22 protein-coding genes are annotated in these 16,712 nt (G+C 67.0%); 1 reads left to right on the top strand and 21 read right to left on the bottom strand.

Annotation, left to right across the window (positions count from 1 at the left end; translation table 11 throughout):
• Positions 1-331, bottom strand: a 331-nt coding sequence (locus AC061S_RS04755; protein ID WP_478684558.1) for a helix-turn-helix domain-containing protein, incomplete at its 3' end; no start/stop codon positions are given.
• Positions 332-581: 250 nt separating this feature from the next.
• On the opposite strand from AC061S_RS04755, the gene AC061S_RS04760 reads away from it, so the two are divergent.
• Positions 582-809, top strand: coding sequence for a hypothetical protein (locus AC061S_RS04760; protein ID WP_478684559.1), 228 nt, complete (start codon positions 582-584; stop codon positions 807-809).
• 171 nt (positions 810-980) lie between these two features.
• Here AC061S_RS04760 and AC061S_RS04765 read toward each other — a convergent pair whose 3' ends face one another.
• From AC061S_RS04765 to AC061S_RS04860, 20 genes are all read right to left on the bottom strand, one after another.
• Positions 981-1,199, bottom strand: coding sequence for a hypothetical protein (locus AC061S_RS04765; protein ID WP_478684560.1), 219 nt, complete (start codon positions 1,197-1,199; stop codon positions 981-983).
• Between the two features lie 39 nt (positions 1,200-1,238).
• Positions 1,239-1,586, bottom strand: coding sequence for a hypothetical protein (locus tag AC061S_RS04770; RefSeq protein ID WP_478684561.1), 348 nt, complete (start codon positions 1,584-1,586; stop codon positions 1,239-1,241).
• 116 nt (positions 1,587-1,702) lie between these two features.
• The gene (locus AC061S_RS04775) at positions 1,703-1,867 is read right to left on the bottom strand and encodes a hypothetical protein (RefSeq protein ID WP_478684562.1); all 165 of its coding nucleotides are present in this window, start codon (positions 1,865-1,867) and stop codon (positions 1,703-1,705) included.
• Positions 1,868-1,882: 15 nt separating this feature from the next.
• Positions 1,883-2,899 carry a site-specific integrase gene (locus tag AC061S_RS04780; protein ID WP_478684563.1) on the bottom strand — a complete coding sequence of 339 codons (1,017 nt, stop codon included), beginning with the start codon at positions 2,897-2,899 and terminating at the stop codon, positions 1,883-1,885.
• Positions 2,896-3,237: a hypothetical protein gene (locus AC061S_RS04785; protein WP_478684564.1), complete on the bottom strand. Its 342-nt coding sequence runs from the start codon at positions 3,235-3,237 to the stop codon at positions 2,896-2,898. The genes AC061S_RS04780 and AC061S_RS04785 overlap by 4 nt, the downstream gene beginning before the upstream one ends.
• Positions 3,238-3,455: 218 nt before the next feature.
• On the bottom strand, positions 3,456-3,839 hold the full coding sequence (locus AC061S_RS04790; RefSeq protein WP_478684565.1) for a hypothetical protein: 384 nt from the start codon (positions 3,837-3,839) through the stop codon (positions 3,456-3,458).
• Positions 3,836-4,198, bottom strand: coding sequence for a hypothetical protein (locus tag AC061S_RS04795; protein WP_478684566.1), 363 nt, complete (start codon positions 4,196-4,198; stop codon positions 3,836-3,838). Before AC061S_RS04795 ends, AC061S_RS04790 begins: the two co-directional genes overlap by 4 nt.
• A gap of 77 nt (positions 4,199-4,275) precedes the next feature.
• Positions 4,276-4,596 carry a hypothetical protein gene (locus tag AC061S_RS04800; protein ID WP_478684567.1) on the bottom strand — a complete coding sequence of 107 codons (321 nt, stop codon included), beginning with the start codon at positions 4,594-4,596 and terminating at the stop codon, positions 4,276-4,278.
• Positions 4,597-4,604: 8 nt separating this feature from the next.
• Complete coding sequence (locus tag AC061S_RS04805; protein WP_478684568.1) at positions 4,605-5,456, bottom strand: peptidoglycan recognition protein family protein; 852 nt, start codon at positions 5,454-5,456, stop codon at positions 4,605-4,607.
• 28 nt (positions 5,457-5,484) lie between these two features.
• Complete coding sequence (locus tag AC061S_RS04810) at positions 5,485-5,925, bottom strand: hypothetical protein (protein WP_478684569.1); 441 nt, start codon at positions 5,923-5,925, stop codon at positions 5,485-5,487.
• A gap of 10 nt (positions 5,926-5,935) precedes the next feature.
• Positions 5,936-9,322 (bottom strand): hypothetical protein, encoded by a 3,387-nt coding sequence (locus AC061S_RS04815; protein WP_478684570.1) that lies wholly within the window; start codon positions 9,320-9,322, stop codon positions 5,936-5,938.
• Positions 9,319-11,868 carry a hypothetical protein gene (locus AC061S_RS04820; RefSeq protein ID WP_478684571.1) on the bottom strand — a complete coding sequence of 850 codons (2,550 nt, stop codon included), beginning with the start codon at positions 11,866-11,868 and terminating at the stop codon, positions 9,319-9,321. The genes AC061S_RS04815 and AC061S_RS04820 overlap by 4 nt, the downstream gene beginning before the upstream one ends.
• A gap of 142 nt (positions 11,869-12,010) precedes the next feature.
• Positions 12,011-12,415 carry a hypothetical protein gene (locus AC061S_RS04825; protein ID WP_478684572.1) on the bottom strand — a complete coding sequence of 135 codons (405 nt, stop codon included), beginning with the start codon at positions 12,413-12,415 and terminating at the stop codon, positions 12,011-12,013.
• Between the two features lie 24 nt (positions 12,416-12,439).
• The gene (locus AC061S_RS04830; protein ID WP_478684573.1) at positions 12,440-12,724 is read right to left on the bottom strand and encodes a hypothetical protein; all 285 of its coding nucleotides are present in this window, start codon (positions 12,722-12,724) and stop codon (positions 12,440-12,442) included.
• Between the two features lie 171 nt (positions 12,725-12,895).
• Positions 12,896-13,546, bottom strand: coding sequence for an endonuclease VII domain-containing protein (locus AC061S_RS04835; RefSeq protein ID WP_478684574.1), 651 nt, complete (start codon positions 13,544-13,546; stop codon positions 12,896-12,898).
• Between the two features lie 70 nt (positions 13,547-13,616).
• Positions 13,617-14,051: a hypothetical protein gene (locus AC061S_RS04840; RefSeq protein WP_478684575.1), complete on the bottom strand. Its 435-nt coding sequence runs from the start codon at positions 14,049-14,051 to the stop codon at positions 13,617-13,619.
• An 8-nt stretch (positions 14,052-14,059) separates the two neighbouring features.
• The gene (locus AC061S_RS04845; protein ID WP_478684576.1) at positions 14,060-14,803 is read right to left on the bottom strand and encodes a hypothetical protein; all 744 of its coding nucleotides are present in this window, start codon (positions 14,801-14,803) and stop codon (positions 14,060-14,062) included.
• Complete coding sequence (locus AC061S_RS04850; RefSeq protein WP_478684577.1) at positions 14,800-15,258, bottom strand: hypothetical protein; 459 nt, start codon at positions 15,256-15,258, stop codon at positions 14,800-14,802. The genes AC061S_RS04845 and AC061S_RS04850 overlap by 4 nt, the downstream gene beginning before the upstream one ends.
• On the bottom strand, positions 15,255-15,656 hold the full coding sequence (locus AC061S_RS04855; protein ID WP_478684578.1) for a hypothetical protein: 402 nt from the start codon (positions 15,654-15,656) through the stop codon (positions 15,255-15,257). Before AC061S_RS04855 ends, AC061S_RS04850 begins: the two co-directional genes overlap by 4 nt.
• A 1-nt stretch (position 15,657) precedes the next feature.
• On the bottom strand, positions 15,658-16,680 hold the full coding sequence (locus tag AC061S_RS04860; protein WP_478684579.1) for a hypothetical protein: 1,023 nt from the start codon (positions 16,678-16,680) through the stop codon (positions 15,658-15,660).
• Positions 16,681-16,712 lie beyond the last annotated feature (32 nt).

Genomic DNA, 16,712 nt, shown 5'->3' on the forward strand with positions numbered 1-16,712 from the left:
TGGAGGGGCTGCGGCCCAGCTCCGCCGCTATCGCGCGGATCGTGGCCTTCTCCCGCAGGCGGTCGGCGATGTGGATGCGGTCGGCCTCGCGCAAGTACCGCGAGGGCACGGAAGGCGGCTCCACCGCGTTGAGCGGTGGAGCCGCCTTCTTCCCGCCGGACGGGTTGCGTCCGTATCGCCAGCGCTTCCCGGTCCGCCGGTTGATCCCGACGATCCGGCACGCTTCCGTGTTGCTTACGCCCTGCTCCATGAGCCGGGAGTATGCCGCCCGCTCACGAGCGAGCTTCTTACGTCCCTGCGGCTGCCGGTCCTCGCGGATCTCGAAGCCCATGCCACCCCTTGAACTGGGGTGTTGCAACGACTCCTAGAACCCAAGAGAAGCTGGGGGCCTTTCTCATCCCCGCATGCGCGGGGAGCAATGGCGGCGACGTGTGTCCTGGAAGACATACCGCCATGTGCGGTGCGCCGCCCTGAAAGGAACCAACTACGGCGTCCCGCGTGAGCCACTATGCCACTGCCGTGTGGCGTGCGGGGGCGAATCCCGGGATGCCGCGGCGCCATCCCGCGCGCACCCTGGAGGCATGAGCCAGGTCATCGTGGTCCACGCGCCAGACTCCTCCGGCGGTCGGCGCGTGCACGTCGACTCGGAGATCCTCGGCCTCGCCTACTCGCTGCGGGACGTCCAGGAGTTCCTTCGACGCGCTGGCCTGGACTGGGAGACGGAGCAGATCTCCAGCTCCCCGCTCATCGAGTGGCGGGGCGGCGGGCCCGACACGTGGCCGGCACCGTGGGGGCCCGGCGGGCCGTGAGCGCGCGGCAGCCCTCCCGTGGGGAGCCGGGAGGGCGACGAGCCCGGGATGATCCGGAGCCACACCATATGCACTGGTCGAAGCGGGACGGTAGGCATATGACAGGGGAGATTCCGGATAGCAGAACGCCCGCCCCCGCAGGATGCGAGAGCGGGCGTCAGGGCCTGGTCGTCAGATGCGACAGTCGATGTCGCACTCCTCCCGCTCCATGTGCCCGCAGGGCAGCGAGCCGGGCGGGAGCGGCGCTGGCTTAGGGAGGGCCGCACACACCGCGTCGTAGGCCTGCTCCTTCTCCTCCACGGGCCGGGCCGGCACGCGCACAACTTCGTCGTACCAGGCCCACAGCTCGGCGCTCGGGCGGGACTTGAGATCTGCGGGGATCGTCAGCATCCGCCAAGTCTGGCAGGCGACTCCGACAGCGGGCAGGCGTCAGGCTGGGTCGCTGGTCGGCGCCGGCTTCCACCCATGCTGGCCGCCCATGGGAACCCGGACGGCTCGTGCAACTGCACCAGCCTGCCGTCGGGCGAATCGCTCCCCGTACTCGTACTCCTCGCGCGCTACCGCCTCGCCCTGCAGCAACACCGAGTACGCGTCGCAAGCGGCTGCAACGGCGGCCTGCGCGTCATGGTGTCGCGAGGACGGGAGGTCGCCGTACTCCCACGAGAGGTGCCAGCCCTCCGCCTCGCCAGCGACGTACCCAATGCGGCCGATTCGCTGGTTGCCGTCGTGATGGCGGATGGCCAGACCGGCATCTCCCCACGGCACGAAGGTGGGCATGGGCGGCTTCTTCGGACGGGGCATGCGGTTCTCCCTCTATGCCGACGGGAGCCCATTCAACGCCCAGAGCCCCCGCCGCGGTAGGCCCAAGCCGCAGGGCAGCGCATAACGTTCCCTTAAGCGGTGGCCTTGCTCTGCTGCTCCTGCCAGGCGAGGCGAAGGTTCTGGGCTTGGCGGCACAGATCGTCGAAGCGGTGCCGTGCACGAGCCAGGGCCTGCCGCGCGTCTTCGATGTCATCGGCCACGCGCCGCTGCTGCTCGTCGTACTCATCCTTGGTCATGCTGAACTCCTTGAGCTAGAGACCGATGTCATCGGACGCGGCGTCGACCCAGCGGTCGGCTTCCTGGATGTACCCCCAGAACACGGGGCTGTTGGCGGCATGCCCGGACTGCGCGCGGATCTTCTCCTCGCGCTTCCCTGCCTTGCGGGAGGTGGTGATGAACCCGGCTCGCATCGAGTGGCCGGTAAGCCGGACGGCTACCCCGGCTCGTTCGGCGCTGCGGGAGATGATCTCCTGGCAGCCGGACGCGGTGAGGCCGTCGTCGCCGAGGTGCCCGTGGACGCTGACGGGCCGGAAGGCTGGGCCGCTGGTGAGTCCGGCGGCGGCTTTCCAGGTGAGCCAGGCGCGGACGGGGCAGGTGTCGGGGTTTTTGCCGTAGGCGACGACGACGTCGCGGGGCGGGCGTTGCTTGACGGAGGGGACGTGGACGTCGAGGCCTTCGCTGACGAGTTGGATACTGTCGGTTCGGAGGGCGGAGACTTCGGCGGACCGGCCGGCGATCCCGAAGGCCATGAGCCAGAGGGCACGGTCGCGGAGTCCGGCGAGGCCTGCTGGGGCGGCGGCGTACATCTGCCGGAGCTGGGCTGGCGTGGCGGCGGGAGCCTTGCCGCGGCCTCGGGCGATGCGGTCGGGGTCGAGCTTGAGGGGCTTGAGGGCTTGGCGGGCGGCGACGGTGGCGTCCTTGGGGACTTCGACCCCTTCGGCCCGCGCGGTGACGGTGACCCCGGTGATCCTGCGGTCGATGCTGGCCGGCGCCGCGAGCTTGACCGTGTCGAGCCAGACTACGAATCCGACGAGCGTTCCCTTGGTGACGGCGGTGAGCGGCAGCCGGTGTCCGGTGCGTTCGGCGAGCCAGTCGTGGAACTCGGCCCAGAGTGCCCAGTCGTTGGCGTAGCCGCGCTTGGTGTTGTGGGGGCGGATGGCGTCGAGGTGCTCTTCGGCGGCTTGTTCCATGGCGGCGAGGACGGCGAGAGTCGCCGGGTCGTAGACGGCCGGGGCGGCGCCGAGCTGGAGCGGAACGAGGCCGCTCATGACTCACCTTCCAGCATGCAGCCGAGAAGTCCGGCCGGGCTGTAGCCGTGCCCTTGAACCGGAGGTCCCGTGCGGTGCGGTTCGAACCGCCGCCACTGCTTGCGCTCGTGCCCGTTGAGGAAGCGCACGGCGTCGTAGCACGTGAAGCACAGGCGGGCGTCGGTGTCCTGCGTCCCGCACTTGGGGCAGCACCCTGCGAGTACCCAGGCGTGACGTTGGCGTAGTCCGAGTTCGCGCGTCGTGGCCTGGCTTGCCTGCACCTCGGCGAGTCGAAGAGCGACGTGCTTGTCGATGGCTGCCATTACGACGGCGATCTCCCACTCAACTGCGGGGCTCATCCTCGTGTGGCAGCAGATGGTCGATGCGACCACTCCTTCGAGTCCCTCGCGCGTCATCGGGACATCCCCGGACTGATCACTATCAAGGCTCTGAGACATGCTCAAGTATACCAATTTCGGGCGCTGATATGGCATCTTATCGCTGGCAACCCCTTCTAAGGCAGGGCCAGTTCGGCGGGCATAGCAAGAGGCCCCCACCGCGGCGGCGGTGGGGGCGGTCAGACTCCAGTTCGGTTGTACTCATCTACCGCGTCCGGCGGCGCCGGCGGTTCCATGCCGTTCGCGCGCATCTGGCCCGTGAGGTGACCTACGTAGGAGGAGAAGGCGCGGACAAGGACTTCAAGTCGGTAGACCCTTCCGCGCAAGGATCCGTTCTCCTCATCCACCCTCATCACCGATGCCTGCAGGATCGCGAGGCTGGCTTCCTGCTGAGCCGGCGCGGCAGTTGCACGGGCCGCCGCCTCGTTAGCCAGACCGATGGCACGCTGGGCGTCCGCTGTTACTTGTGCCGCGCGGACCGTGGCGCGGGCTACGAACCAGCCGCCGCCTCCAAGGACGCTGCCGCCCGCCGTGGCCACGGCCGCCCACTCCCCAATGTTCATCCGCCCTCAGCTTTCCGGGCCGCGACAGGAGCGGGTACCGAGTACTCGGGCACCGTCGAGGCCCACAGAATCACCCCCACATGGGAAGTGAGGTACCAGGTAGCGACGTAGCCGCCGCGTGAGTAGTCGCCGGTGATGACTGCGGCGAGGTATGCGATCGCCCAGACGGCTGGGGGGACGAGAGCAGCGGCGAATCCCGCCCAGTCACGGCCGATCTTCAAGAAGGCACTGGACGTCGTGACGAAGCCGGCGACAATCCAGAGCCACGCCCAGGACTCCATGGGGCACCACTGCGTGAGCAGCCCCAAGCCCTGGACGCTGGGTGGGTCGGCGATGAAGCTGATGCCCAGGTTCGTCATACCGACACCCAGCAGGACAAGGAACGGGCCGCGGCGGCCCAGCAGCTTGCACAGCCACCGGACCGCACGGCAGATCACTACACGCTCCGGGGCGAGCCAGCCGTGACCAGACTGTCCTGGGCCTTGCCGCTGATGCCTGCGGGCTTCCACAGCCCGAAGTGGGCGAGGACGCCGGTGGCGAAGGCGACGGCGGCCAGGACCGCGGCGGTGCCGAGGTCGAAGCCGGGGCCCGGGTTGGCGACCTCCACGAGGAGCCCGTTCGCCGTGGACAGCGCGAGCAGGAGAACGGCCTTGGTGCCGGCCGAGGTGATCCGGGTCGTGACGAGGCCGACGAGAACGGGGAGGATGACGGAGATGAGGAGGCCGAGCCAGTAGGCGCGGTCGAGGGCGACGTTCATGATTCTCCTTAGTTGGCGCCGGTGACGTTGACGTCCACGTGGACGACGGCGTTGGCGATGGCCTGCTCAACGGCGGCCACGATGGTGTCCGTGTCGACGTCGTCGTGCTGGCCGAGCTGGGTGGCGAGCGCGGTCACGGCGGCCTGTGTCGCGGCGAGCTGCCGCACGACCGTCTCGGTCTGCGTGTTGTGGACCTTGTCCATCCAGGCCATGACGGCGCCCGGGGTTACGGGCTGTCCGGTGGCCACGTTGGTGAGCTGCTTGGCCCAGACGGCGTCGGCGATCTCCTGAGCTGTGGGCATGTCGTCCTCCTCGGACGGGTCGGGGGTCTGGCCGTTGGCCCGGGCGACGATGCCCGGGAAGATGACCTCGCGGAACTGCTTCACGCGGGCATCTCCGGGGCATGCGGTGCCGCCCTTTGCCCAGTCCGCGTGAAGCCGGTGGTAGCCGTAGCCCGGATCGGATGCGGTACGGCAGGTGCGGAGCGGGATGCCGTGGCGCTGGTGCAGCCACACGCCGAGGCTGATCAGCCCCTCAACCTGTGCGGCTGTCCACGGGTCGGAGTGATCTTTATTGGACGCGGTCTCGATGCTGACGGCGCCAGTCCCGTCAGGCCTGCGATTGGCCAGGTACGTTGCGTCGGCGCGGGTCTCGGTTCCGATGTACTGGGCGATGCTCCCGTCGTAGGACTGGCCGAAGTGGGACTCGAGATTCGTGCTGTCGCGCCAGTACTCGAAGGTGCGCTCCTTCGTCCAGGGAGCGGCGATGGAGTGCAGCACGAACTGTGTTGGGACGATCGCGGGCTGGTCGTCGGACTCCGGCTGGAGTTCCATCCGGACTGCTCCGGGATACCAGGCCATGAGGACCTCCAGGGTCGGTAGTGGTGGGTTAGGGGCAGCCGGTGAGGAGGATGAGCCTGTAGTCGAACGTGCCGGTGCCGCCGCTGACACGGTGCTTGCTGGTCACGGTGAGGGTCTCGCCGACGCTCAGTCCCGTCAGCCGGTACGACAGGTCGACGCTGACGTTGGCGGTGCCGCCGATGATCAGCCCCGCGTTGTCGTTCGCGGAGTACACCGTCCCGGAGGTGCTACCTGAGGCCGACCAGCTCGTGATCGTGTTCGTGGCACCGGAGTTGCGCTGCGTCGACCGGATCTCGACGACCACCTCCCCCGACGCGGGCACGATCACCACCGCTGACAGAGCCCCACCAGACGCGTCCGTGTACGACGTACTCGTCGTCGTCCGCGTAGTCGTGTCCTCAGTCTGGGCGTTCCCGACGGTCAGCAACCCCGCGGTGAGGCGCTGACCGGCCCTGAAATGCGTACCCATGAGATGGCTCCTAGAGGGCGAGGATGGTCGGGGTAGCGAGGCGGATGTCCTCGCTGGCGGCTTGGGCTTTCACCACGCCGTTTGCGCTGCGGGTGACCGTGATGCGCTGTGGTGTCTCGATGAGCCAGTCGTCGAACCTGCACTCGGGGGCCACGTTGGTGTTGCCGGTGAGGGCGGCGGCGGCGAGGCCGACCGTGCCGGACGGGATCGGGCTGGAGGTGATCGTGCGGTCCATGTGCCAGACGAGCGGCTCGGCCGTGCCGGTCGCCCAGGCGCGCCCCAGGACGCGGTCCCCGATCACCCGAGCCCGGACTTGGATGATGTCTCCGGGTGTATAGGTGAGGCCGGTGACTGTCTCGGCCGTGTCGATCTGCACCGCGACCCGAGTCACGCTGAGGCCCACGGTCCCGGATGTATTGAAGTGGGCCCGGAGGCGGTAGTGCTCGGACGAAGAGACCCATCGCACGATGACAGACGGCGTGAGTGCGGCGCCGGTCGCCGTGGCCGACACGGACACCGCGACCAGCACGTCGCAGTCCTGGCAGGTCTCCGCCACGGTCTGAAATCTGGCATTCGTAGGCGTCGCACCCAGCGTCACGATGCCCTGCCCGCTGGCCACCGACCTCTCGCTGGATGACCCGCCGGTCAGCGTGTACGTGTGGCCGTCGCTCGCCGTGCCCCAGCCGCCGGCAGCGACCGTCCGGGTGAAGTTGTCCGCCGCGAGGCTGGTGGCCGCCGACGCGGTGACGACCTCCCCGCCCACCCGCAGGTCGAACGGAAAGTCGCCAGCGTCCTCAGTCCAGATCGGGGTCATGCCGTCGGCGGTCTGTGTGGTGTGGACGGTGAGCGTGGTGGCCGTGCTGGTAGCTGCAGCGCCGAGGGTGGAGCCGTCGGTGTCGAGGCGGCCGAGGTCGTCATCGTCGAGGACGATCACCGTGTACGGGGACGCGGGCGAGCAGTTCAGCTCGACGTCCCATTCGAACTGCGCCAGGGTCTCGCGGTAGCCCTGGACGATCTGGTCGATGTCCCCCGGCGGCAGCTTGGTTGTCGGGTCGAGGATCTTGAAGCGGCTGCCGCAGTCCAACGACATCACCGCATCGGCAATGGCCGGGGCAGCCTGCACCAACACCCGAACCACCGGATAGCGGAGCTCATCCACCGTGCCCAGGTTCACGTACCAGGAAGCATGCTGGGCGGGCTGCTCATCGGTGTATAGGTTGCGGGTGAGGCTGGTCGGGTAGCGGCCCATGCCGTCGGGCGCGAGAGCGATGGACATCGGCCCCTCGCCTTCGACGGCGTACCCCCACGCCCCGTCAACCCGCTGCACAGCCACCACGTTCCTGGCGAGCTGATCATCATCCGTCGGGGCGAGGCCAGGCATCAGGTCGGTCGAGTAGGTGAGCTCCACGGGTGCCTGGTTGTACAGCGTAGGCAGGCCGCGGTATTGGAGAGCTGACTGGTGACGGGCCTCGTAGAGGATGCCGTGACCCACGTCCGCTGCATCCCGCATCAGCTGCAGGACGGTCGAGGACTTCTGTGCACCGACAGGCTCGTCGTCTCCCTTGTTGAGAAGGGTGACTGGAAGGTCTTCCTCGTCAGCGAGCCGAGCAATGCGAGTGGAGGCTGCCTCGCCAGCGTTGCCAACGAGGGCACCCGACGTGAAGGCGAAGCCCTGCTCGGTTCTGGAGAAGGCGATGTGTCCGAAGGCTGTGCCGGACAGTCCGTAGGTTGCTCCGACTCGAATCTCGGTGATGCGCCCGAACGTCTCCGAGGAGAGCGTGCCGGTCAGGGTCGACTCAACAACTCCGCTGTCGACGTCGAACGACCTCAGGGTCCAGGCCGTGTCAACACCGTCCTGAAAAAGCTCAAGCGCGATCTGCACCTTGCTGCCGGTGATACCTGCGGTGAGCGTGGAGGACGTCAGGATGTTCACGACGTCGGCGTCGAAGGCCTTCAGGATCAGGTCTCCGCCGGTGGTGACCCTCACGGTCCACGTCTTGGCTGTGCCCGTGCCAACCATGTCGAGCAGGGTCGTCTCGGAACCCACCGCCTGCGGGAGGTGGAAGAAGCAGCGGAGCTGAGCCACGCCTGCTGCGGTGTAGTTGGGAACCTGGCCCGTGGCGATGCTGTCGGTGCCTAGGGTCGGCAGGGCGTCCGATGCACTCCAGCCTGAGTAGGCGGCCAGGCTCATGGCTCCGGTGATCACCATGCCGGGTTCGCCTTGGTTGGCTGATGCGAGCAGGGTGGCCGTGGTGCCGTCCTCGCAGGGCCAGTACGCGACGATCCCCTCATCGGGTATCCCGCCGGGGTAGACGATCCCATGCAGTGCCGGGTCCCCAAGCTCCCGGCGCATCGCCGATTGGATGGCCTCGTCGCCCTGCCCGAGCCGGCGAAGGATCCCTGCGGCTTCGATCGGGGTGTAGATGTCTTGGCCTGAGGTGTCCCATCGGGGAGGCCAGGAGGTGACCTCGCCGACGAAGCGGGGCTGCCTGTTGATGATCGTTGCGTTGCCCGCGAGCGTCCACGTCCTGCCAGCACTGTCCGCGAAGCTTGTGGTGCCGACGGCCTGCGCTGTCCAGTCCGGGTTCGCGCGGATGGCCCCGCCGATCCCGGAACGCACCTGCGCAGCGAGGACTTGGCCGACGGGGGCGAGGTGGCCCCAGACATCGCCTACATAGCCGACGTCGAGCGCGCCGCCGCCGGAGAAGATCGAGGTGACGCCCGCGTCGATGTTGGCTTCGCCGAGCTGCGTCCACGCTCCTGACGAGATGCTGGGTGCCGTGTAGAAAGTCACGGTGTGGCCGCTCGCGCCGTTGTTGACGTCAAGGGTGGCCCTGACGGCGAGGCGGCGCGACCCCGTCAGCACAACCTTCTCAGTGCACATCTCGCTCTGGAAGGTTCCGATCGTTCCGTCGGTAGTCCATCCGAAGATCAGACTGCCGTCGAGGATGGTGAGCAGCCACGAGCGTCCGCTGGTGTTGTACTTCCCCATCAGGAAGGTCGTGTCGGCCGGGTACCAGTCGTCGAGGATGCCCTCGAAGGCGACGTCGATGTCCCCCACGATGTCGAGGTTGGCGTGGTCGACGGTCGTCCCGCGGTCGCCCACCGTGTCGGCGATGTTGAGGTACGCGTCGCCATGGTTGACGCTGACCCGGATCGGGGTATTGCGGCCGATCTTGCCGTAGTAGACGCCCGTTGGATTTCGCGGGCTGTACTTGCCCGTCCGGTTGTTGAGCGTCAGCTCACAACTCGACGGCCCAACCTGGCCCTCTTCATTCGATCGGCCGCGGGTGATGGTGATCTGGTCCCGCCGGTACACGTCCGACGTGATCTCAGTCCACGCTCCGTCGATCATGAGGTCGACCTGGATGTCCAGAGGTGTCTGCGGGAAGGTCATCGTCCTCGACTCCCAAGCACTACCTGCACGTCGCCGCCCTTCACGCGGATCGCACCGCGGAGGATCTCCAGCAGCAGGTCATCGATGCGGGACCCCGAGGATCGGATCTCCAGGACCGCCGGGCCACCGCGACCGCCGCCGGCCATGCCGTCAGCGATCCTCTTCGAGTCCGGGTTAGAGCGGACCCTCGACCCGGGCGCCAGGTCGACGAGTTCGGGGCCCTGCTCGCCCACGAGGGTCATCCGGGACCGCGGGCCGCCGCCAGCAGCTCCGATAACGCCGCCATGCGCGAACTCCCGGCCACCCGACGGCAGGTACGGAGAGCCAGTCGCCTTGTAGTGCACCCACACGGTGTAGTTCTTCCGCATGCTGCTGAGCGCGGCTTCGGCCTGCGCGATCTGGCCTTCCAGGTTCGCGATGTCCGCCCGGATCGACGCCTTCCGCGAGTCCGGAACGTTCGCCAGTTCTACCTTCGCGGTCCTGAGCTTGGCCTGCAGGTCCTCGAGGTTGCCCCGCACCCACGTCGTCTTCTCACCCGGCATTGCCAGGATCTGATCCGTGAGCGAGCGCGCCTGCACCTCGGTGAGGCCCATCTGCTGGGCGCTGGCCATCAGCTGCTGCCGGCCCCGCTCGTAGATTCCCCCGACGGTGACCCACGACTCGCCGTTCTCGCGGGCTGCGGCCGCGGCCTCATCGGTCGTAGTAGCCAACGCCGCCAGCAGCGACGCGGCCGTCCGCGCCTTCTCACCGTTGAGGTCGAGGACACCGTTGACCATGTTGAGGGCGCCTGCATTCTCGGCAGCCCCCTTCGCTGCAGCATCGATGGCGGCCTCGAAGCCGATCATCCCGCCGAGGGCCTGCCGGTTGACGTCGTTGAGGGCCTGAATGGACTGCCGGAGGCCGTCCGTGGACTGCCTCTGCAGGTCGAGCTTCGCCTGCACGGCGATGGCCTGCTCACCGAACATGCCCATCGCGCGGGCTGTGATCTCCTGCTCCGAGGCAACATTGGCCAGTGCCTCGCCATAGGACGGCATGAGGTCCTTGACCTCTTGCAGCGAGTACCCGCCCTTCTGGGCAGCTTCGGCGATTTGATCGAAGGACGCGGCGGCGAGGTCTGCGTATCCGCTCTTCACTGCGTCGGACATGGCTGCGTCGAGGCCCTTGAACTCGTCCTGCAGTGCGCGGAGGGACTTCTCCCCCTTGTTCATCTCCGTGAACTTGGTGCCGAGCCAGTTACCGATGTCGTCGAGGACAGGGATCTTGAAGCCGAACGCTCCCTTGCCAGCCTCGCCAGCCTTCTTCGTTGCCTCGTTGAGCTGCCCGATCTTCTCCACCAGGCCGTCCATGTCTCCGAACGACTTCCGCAGTTCGCCGCCGAACTTCCCGGTCGCGCCGAGCTCCTTAAGTGAGACGGTGAGCTTGTCGACGTCCGGGGGCGCACCTCGCGCCTTCTCTGCCAGCGCGTTCACCGCGAGTCCGATGCCAGCGACGACGGCGATGACGACGGATGCCTTCTGCAGGGCCGTGAGGCTGGCCACGACACCGGAGATGGCCATCGAGACACCAGCGAACCGTGCGGATGCGATGAAGGTACGGATCGCGCCAGCCGCCACCAGAATGGACGGCCCAACAAGGGCGAACCCAGCCGCGGCCAGCCTCACCGCGTTCAGGGCGACGGCGGTCTGTACCAGCACGGTCAGTAGGCCGAGCGGTATCGCGTTGACCAGGCTGGCGAATGCGTTGACGACGGAGAGGATCGAGACACCCGTATCCGCGGCTGCACGCGCGATGTGGGCGAGCATCTCACCAAGGTTGCCCAGGGTCTCAGCGACTAGCGGACCATTCTCCTTCGCGTACCGCATGAACTCGGCGATGCCGCTGGACGCCTTGCCTGCATCGAGGTTCGCGGCGAACCGGACCAGACCGCTGTTCGCCTTGGCCAGCGTCTCCGTCGCGAACGTGCTGAAGCTGGCCATGAACCGGTCGAAGGTGGGCGACTGAATGCCGCCCGTCGCCAGAGTCATGAACCGGCCGAGCTGACCCGAAGCACCCGCTACCAGCGGCGTGAGCTTCGGGAACAGGGCGCCGAACGCGGCGAAGCCTTTCGTGGCGACAGGCAGCGTGTCCCCACGAAGTTCGTTCGACCAGTCCTTGTACTCCTCTTTCATCACGGACAGGGACGCGGCTGCCCGGCGGACTTCAGGCGAGGCCTTCTGGACCTCTTTCAACCATGCGCTTTCAGCCTTCGCTGTCGAGGCGGCGTGCCGCCCGTTCTCGGCGAGGGAGGCGTTGTACGCCTTCTGCGCTTCAGTGATCTTCCCCATCGCAAGCGTCTGCGGAATGATGGCCGCCCCGAACGCCGTCACGGCAACGCCGGCAGCAGCCGCGCCCGCCGCAATCGGCGCCATCTGAGCGGCTATTGGCAGGAGTGCCGGCGAGAGGGTCAACGCCGCCGACTTAAGGCGCTGCATGCCGCTCTGAGCCCCCGCGAACCCCGCATGAGTGTTATTGGTGGCCGTGACCTGGATGTTCACATTGTTGGCCATGACTCACCTCACTCTGCGGCCGAAGGGGGCGTTCCGAGACGTTCGATTTCAAGGAGGCGCATGACCGTTGCCTCCTCACTGAGGATCTGACTGGGAGGGCAGTGGAAGCGCTCGCACAAGCCGAGCACGATCTCCGCGTAGATCAGCTCACGAGGCTTGCGGGCAGGGTGTCCATCGGAATCGACTCCACCAGGGACGGCTCGCCAACGGGCGAGCTCGGCCCCAAAGGGGCGGAAACCGCCGTGAGCCCGTCCAGCCACGCGTTCAGCACGGCGATCATCAGCTCGCGGTCCTGGTCCATGACGGCCTCAAGAGTCGTCGGAACGGGGCCGTCCTCATCCTCAAGATTCCAGCTGACCAGCTTGTCGGCCATCCTGCGCAACTGGTCCCCGACGTGCCGGACCGTGGGCTCCTCGTCGTCGCCCATGCCAGTGATCTCCAACCACTCGCCCAACTTCAGCTTGCGAAGAACGACCGTGAGGCCGTGGTACTCGTGGCCTTCCTCGAAGGCCACGTTGATGCGCGGGATCTGGTGCTTGTAGCCCATGACGAGCCCCCTTTGTCGTAGTGGTCAGCTCCAGGCCGGAACTACGCCATCCGCAAGAACGCCAGGAGCGCTCCACGTAAGTTCGCCGGAGTCGGCACGGTTGAGCTGGTAGTCGGTGAAGAGGAGCTCCGGAGCAAGGGTCTGGCCGGAGATGGTGGCCGTCGTTGTGCGGGCCACGCTGGTGCTGGACACCGTCTTGAACACGATGTGGGAGGCACCCGCAGCGTCGTTGAAGACGCCGTTGAGGGTGACGCTGACGTCAGCCAGGAGCAGCAGTCGCTCCGTCGCGGACTTGTCGATGCCAGTCACGTCCTGGACGGCCCTCGGAGTGGAGATCGCGAGGTTGGTGATGTCGTTCTTGATTGCCTGCGGGCTACCCGCACTATCGTCAACCGACAGTGTGGTCCAGGCGAGGCCTGATTCCTTCGCGATGGCTACTGCCCTCCTTCATGATTGGAGGGCAGTAGCTGCCGCCCTCCACTATTGACCCGACTCGGCCTCATGGCTGAGTAGGAAGTTGATGGCCTGCTGCATGAGTTCGACGTCCTCACCAAAGAGGCCGATCGCTCGGTTGCACGCATGACAGAGGAGCGCTCGCACGCGACCAGTCGCATGGCAGTGGTCAACGGGCATGCGCATGAGCTTTCCCTGCCGCACGACTCGTTCAGGGCGCCGGCATATGGCACACAACCCATTCTGCTGTTCAAGCATCGCCGCGTACTGCTCAGGAGTGAGCCCATAGTTCTGCTTGAGTTGCAGCCTTCGCCGATTCGTGTTGCTGCGATCGCTATTCCGGCCGTACCACTCGCGCACCTGCGAGGAGTGGCAAGGCTTGCAGATGCTCTTGAGCACGGGACCGTACTTGCCCTCATGACTCTTATGGAATTCGGACCGCGGCTTGACTTCTCCGCACTGGGTGCACTTCTTGGCGCCCCCCCGTCTTGCCTCCAGGCGATCGCGGACGACCGCCGGATCCATGGCGCGCGACTGTGTATCCGCGGCTGCGTGGCGTGCTGCATCGCAAGCCTTACAGGAGGCCTTGCGGCCATACTTGCCGCGTGGCGCCTTGGAAAATTCAACCAGAGGCTTTTCGGTGCCGCATTTGCGGCACTCGCGGGAGTCGGGGAGCATGCCCCAATTCTATTGAATTCCTTAGCCACTTTCCTCAACTCCTTTCGATTGCCGGTGTGATGTGGTGCAGCTAGCCGCGCATTTTGGCGTCGATGAGGCGCTGCTGGTTCTCGGACATTTCCTCAACCCAGTGCTCCGGGCGTGTGTGCTGGCGGGCCTGCCCGAAGGTCTGTCGCCAGTCGCCGTCCTGCACCAGGTACAGCTCCGGCTTGCCGATCGGAGTCTTGTGCTGACCGGCCCGGAAGCAAGGTTGGCCCGGCTCGAACACCAGCCACGTCTCGCCCGCCGCCAGCGCCTGCTCGCGGTAGCGGCGACCGCTGGCCTTCGCCGCATGGAGGAGCTCCGGGGTGAGGCTTTCCACACGGACCTGCCAGCCGCTCAGCCAGTTCGGGCAGTCGACCTCGGCGCACGTCGCTGGCCGGAAGTGCGACGAGACCGGCGCCGAGATCCGGAAGGTGCGAAACGTGTGGGCGGGGAGGGCAGGCGCGATGCGGTTCAGTGGCATGTCATCCCCTAGAAACTGGTGGCGGTGTCGTTACGGCAGACGGAGACAGCGAAGACGGCGTTGGAGAAAGTTCCGGTGGTAGTCACCCGCAGGTAGCGCTCGACGGTTTGGCCTGCCGCCGTGGCGATCCGCTGAGTGGTGATCCCGGTGGCCGCCGTGAACCCGCCGCCGGTGACGTCTGCCCAGGCGTCGCCGCCGCCGTTGTCGCTGGACTGCTGCAGCTTCACCGTGACGCTGGTACCGGTGAAGCTGAAAACGTGCAGGTAGGCCTGCAACCCGTGGACCGTCGACCCGGTGCCGAAGTCGACGCTCGTCCCGCTGGTCGCGGTGGTGTCTGTCCGCTTGCCAGCCGTGAGCTGCGTGCACCACTCAAGGCCAAAGCCGTTGGCCTGCGCCTGCACAGCGAACGTGAATGCCCCGTCGTCGCCGCGGGTCGCGGCGTAGTCGATCTGCTTGGCGATCAGGTTGGCGGCTGGCGAGCCCAGCGTGGTGCCGCGGCAGTACGTGATCTGCACGTCCGTCAGCGGTAGTGCTGAGAAGCGTTCGTGAGCCTGGTCCGTGGCGGGGTTGAAGTACGACACCCAGTCGATGCCGCCGTCTCGGAGACCGCCGATGCGCTGGAAGGCGCTCTTGTCGATACCGGTGACGTCGAGTACGGCGGGGCCGCCGCCTATTCGGCCCAGCGAGTTGATGTCCCCGCTGACGTCGTAACCCGAGACGTACAGGTTGTCGCCCAAGCCGCTCTGTTTCATGGCGCCTGCTCCCAAAGGTCATTGATGATCAGCGGCAGGGTGATCGTGAAGACCCGGAACTCGCCCTCGGCCACCGAGAGGTATCCGGACGTGGCCTCAAGTGATTCCCCTTCGGCCCCCAGCAGGTCGACTGAGCGGATCAGCCCGCCAAGGGTGAAGTCACCGGAGTAGGCGGACATGAGGGCGTCCACAGCCGCGGTGAGTGCCGGGTCGATCCAGTCCTCCGGCTGAGACAGCAGGTTGGAGTAGAGGCGAAGGCTGAACAGCAGGTAGCCGGACGTCGAGGACAACCCCGACGAGGTGCGGGCCGGCCGGATCCGCTCCACCCACACGGCGGCGCTGAGCCCGTTGCCAGGCGGGTTCTTCGGTTCGTGGCCGTTGACCTGCTCGAAGAGGCCGCTGGCCATGGCATGCGAGGTGACAGCGGACACGATGTCGTTGATGGCGAGGGTCATCCGAACGCCCCCCTTGCCCGGTAGCGGGCGAGGAGGCGCTGCGCGATCCCATTGGCCTGCCGGTCCACGAGCGCCTTGGTGCGCCGGAACGTGGAGTAGCCGCGGAACCGGGTCACGGGGAAGTTCCGGCTGCCTGTGCCCTCAAGCCACGGTCCGTAGACGACGCCGCTGTCGTGGACCTCGTAGGTGCTGCCGCTGGGGCGCACGCTGATTCGGGTCTCGTAGTAGGGCGTCGGGTTCTTGAGAACCTGCTGCAGGCGGGTGAGTACAAGCTCCTCGGCGCGTATGGCGACGGCGTACCGGATATCGTCGGTGTAGTTGCCAGCAGCCCGCTGGGCGCGGCCGTCGAACATGGGGCCGCTGGCGTTGACGTTGGCGCGTATCTCGAAGCCGGGCATGTCACACCCCCCTGATCCGGGCCATACGGCCGTGGGATGCACGGACCGAAGCACGCAGGTCAGCGAGGCCAGCATTGGATACGCGCCGCTCAGATCCTTCGCCAACGCGGCGGACTTCCGAGTAGGACGTTTTCTCCAGCTGGAGGCTGTAGAGCGCCTCAGCGATGGCAAGCTGCCGGATGGGGCCGGGCGGGTCCCACCGGTAGATGGTGGCTGCCAGGCTGTGTGCGGCCGCGGCGGTGCCGAGGGCGCCGCGCTCCACGGTGAGGGTCCGCGGCGCGTAGATGTCCACGCCGGCGGCGTGTGCGGCGATGACGGATCCGTCCCATGCCCGCTTGACGGTGAGGTTGTTGCCGGCGATGTCCACGACGAGCATGCGCTCGGACTCAACGAGAACGACTTCGTCAGGCGTGAAGGCCGCGCCGCTGGCCACGGTCAGCGTGACGGAGTTGTTCTGAGCCGTGAGCCCGGATCCGCCGACGTCCTGCCCGGTGTCGAGCATGGTCCGGCCGGTGACGACCATGCGCTCGGAGTCGATGCGGAGGACGCTGCCGACGCCAACCTCCGCCGAGGTGGCGCTGTCCACGTCCATGCCCGTCTCGGACGCATCGAGCGCTTCAGCTACGGCGCCGAGCTGCGTCTCGTCGTTGCGGTAGCCGTACAGGCCGGTGATGGTGATGTCCCTCTGGTGGCTCTGCCCGCCGCCGAAGGCTGCGCTGCTGCCGAGGTTCAGCTCGAGACGGTTGTACGGGGGTCCGTATTCGTTCGGCTCGAGTAGGACGTCGCTGGTGGAGATGGTGGTGCCGCCGGAGGACACGGCGCTGACGGAGATCAGCTCGTTGGCATCGAGCCAGAGCCGCCACGGCGCCGCGTGCTGACTGTTCGGCCAGTCGAAGGACTTCGTCGCGACGTGCGGGTAGAAGATGCGGTGGCAAAGACCTTCGACCAGAACCGATGCCGATTCGAGGGCACGGTCGATCTGCCGGGCGGACCGTGCGGTCTCCTTGAAGTCGAGGGCCCGCATGACGTCCTCGCGGGTGGCGTACACGATGCCCA

This window comes from Streptomyces sp. CA189 (assembly GCF_056428985.1).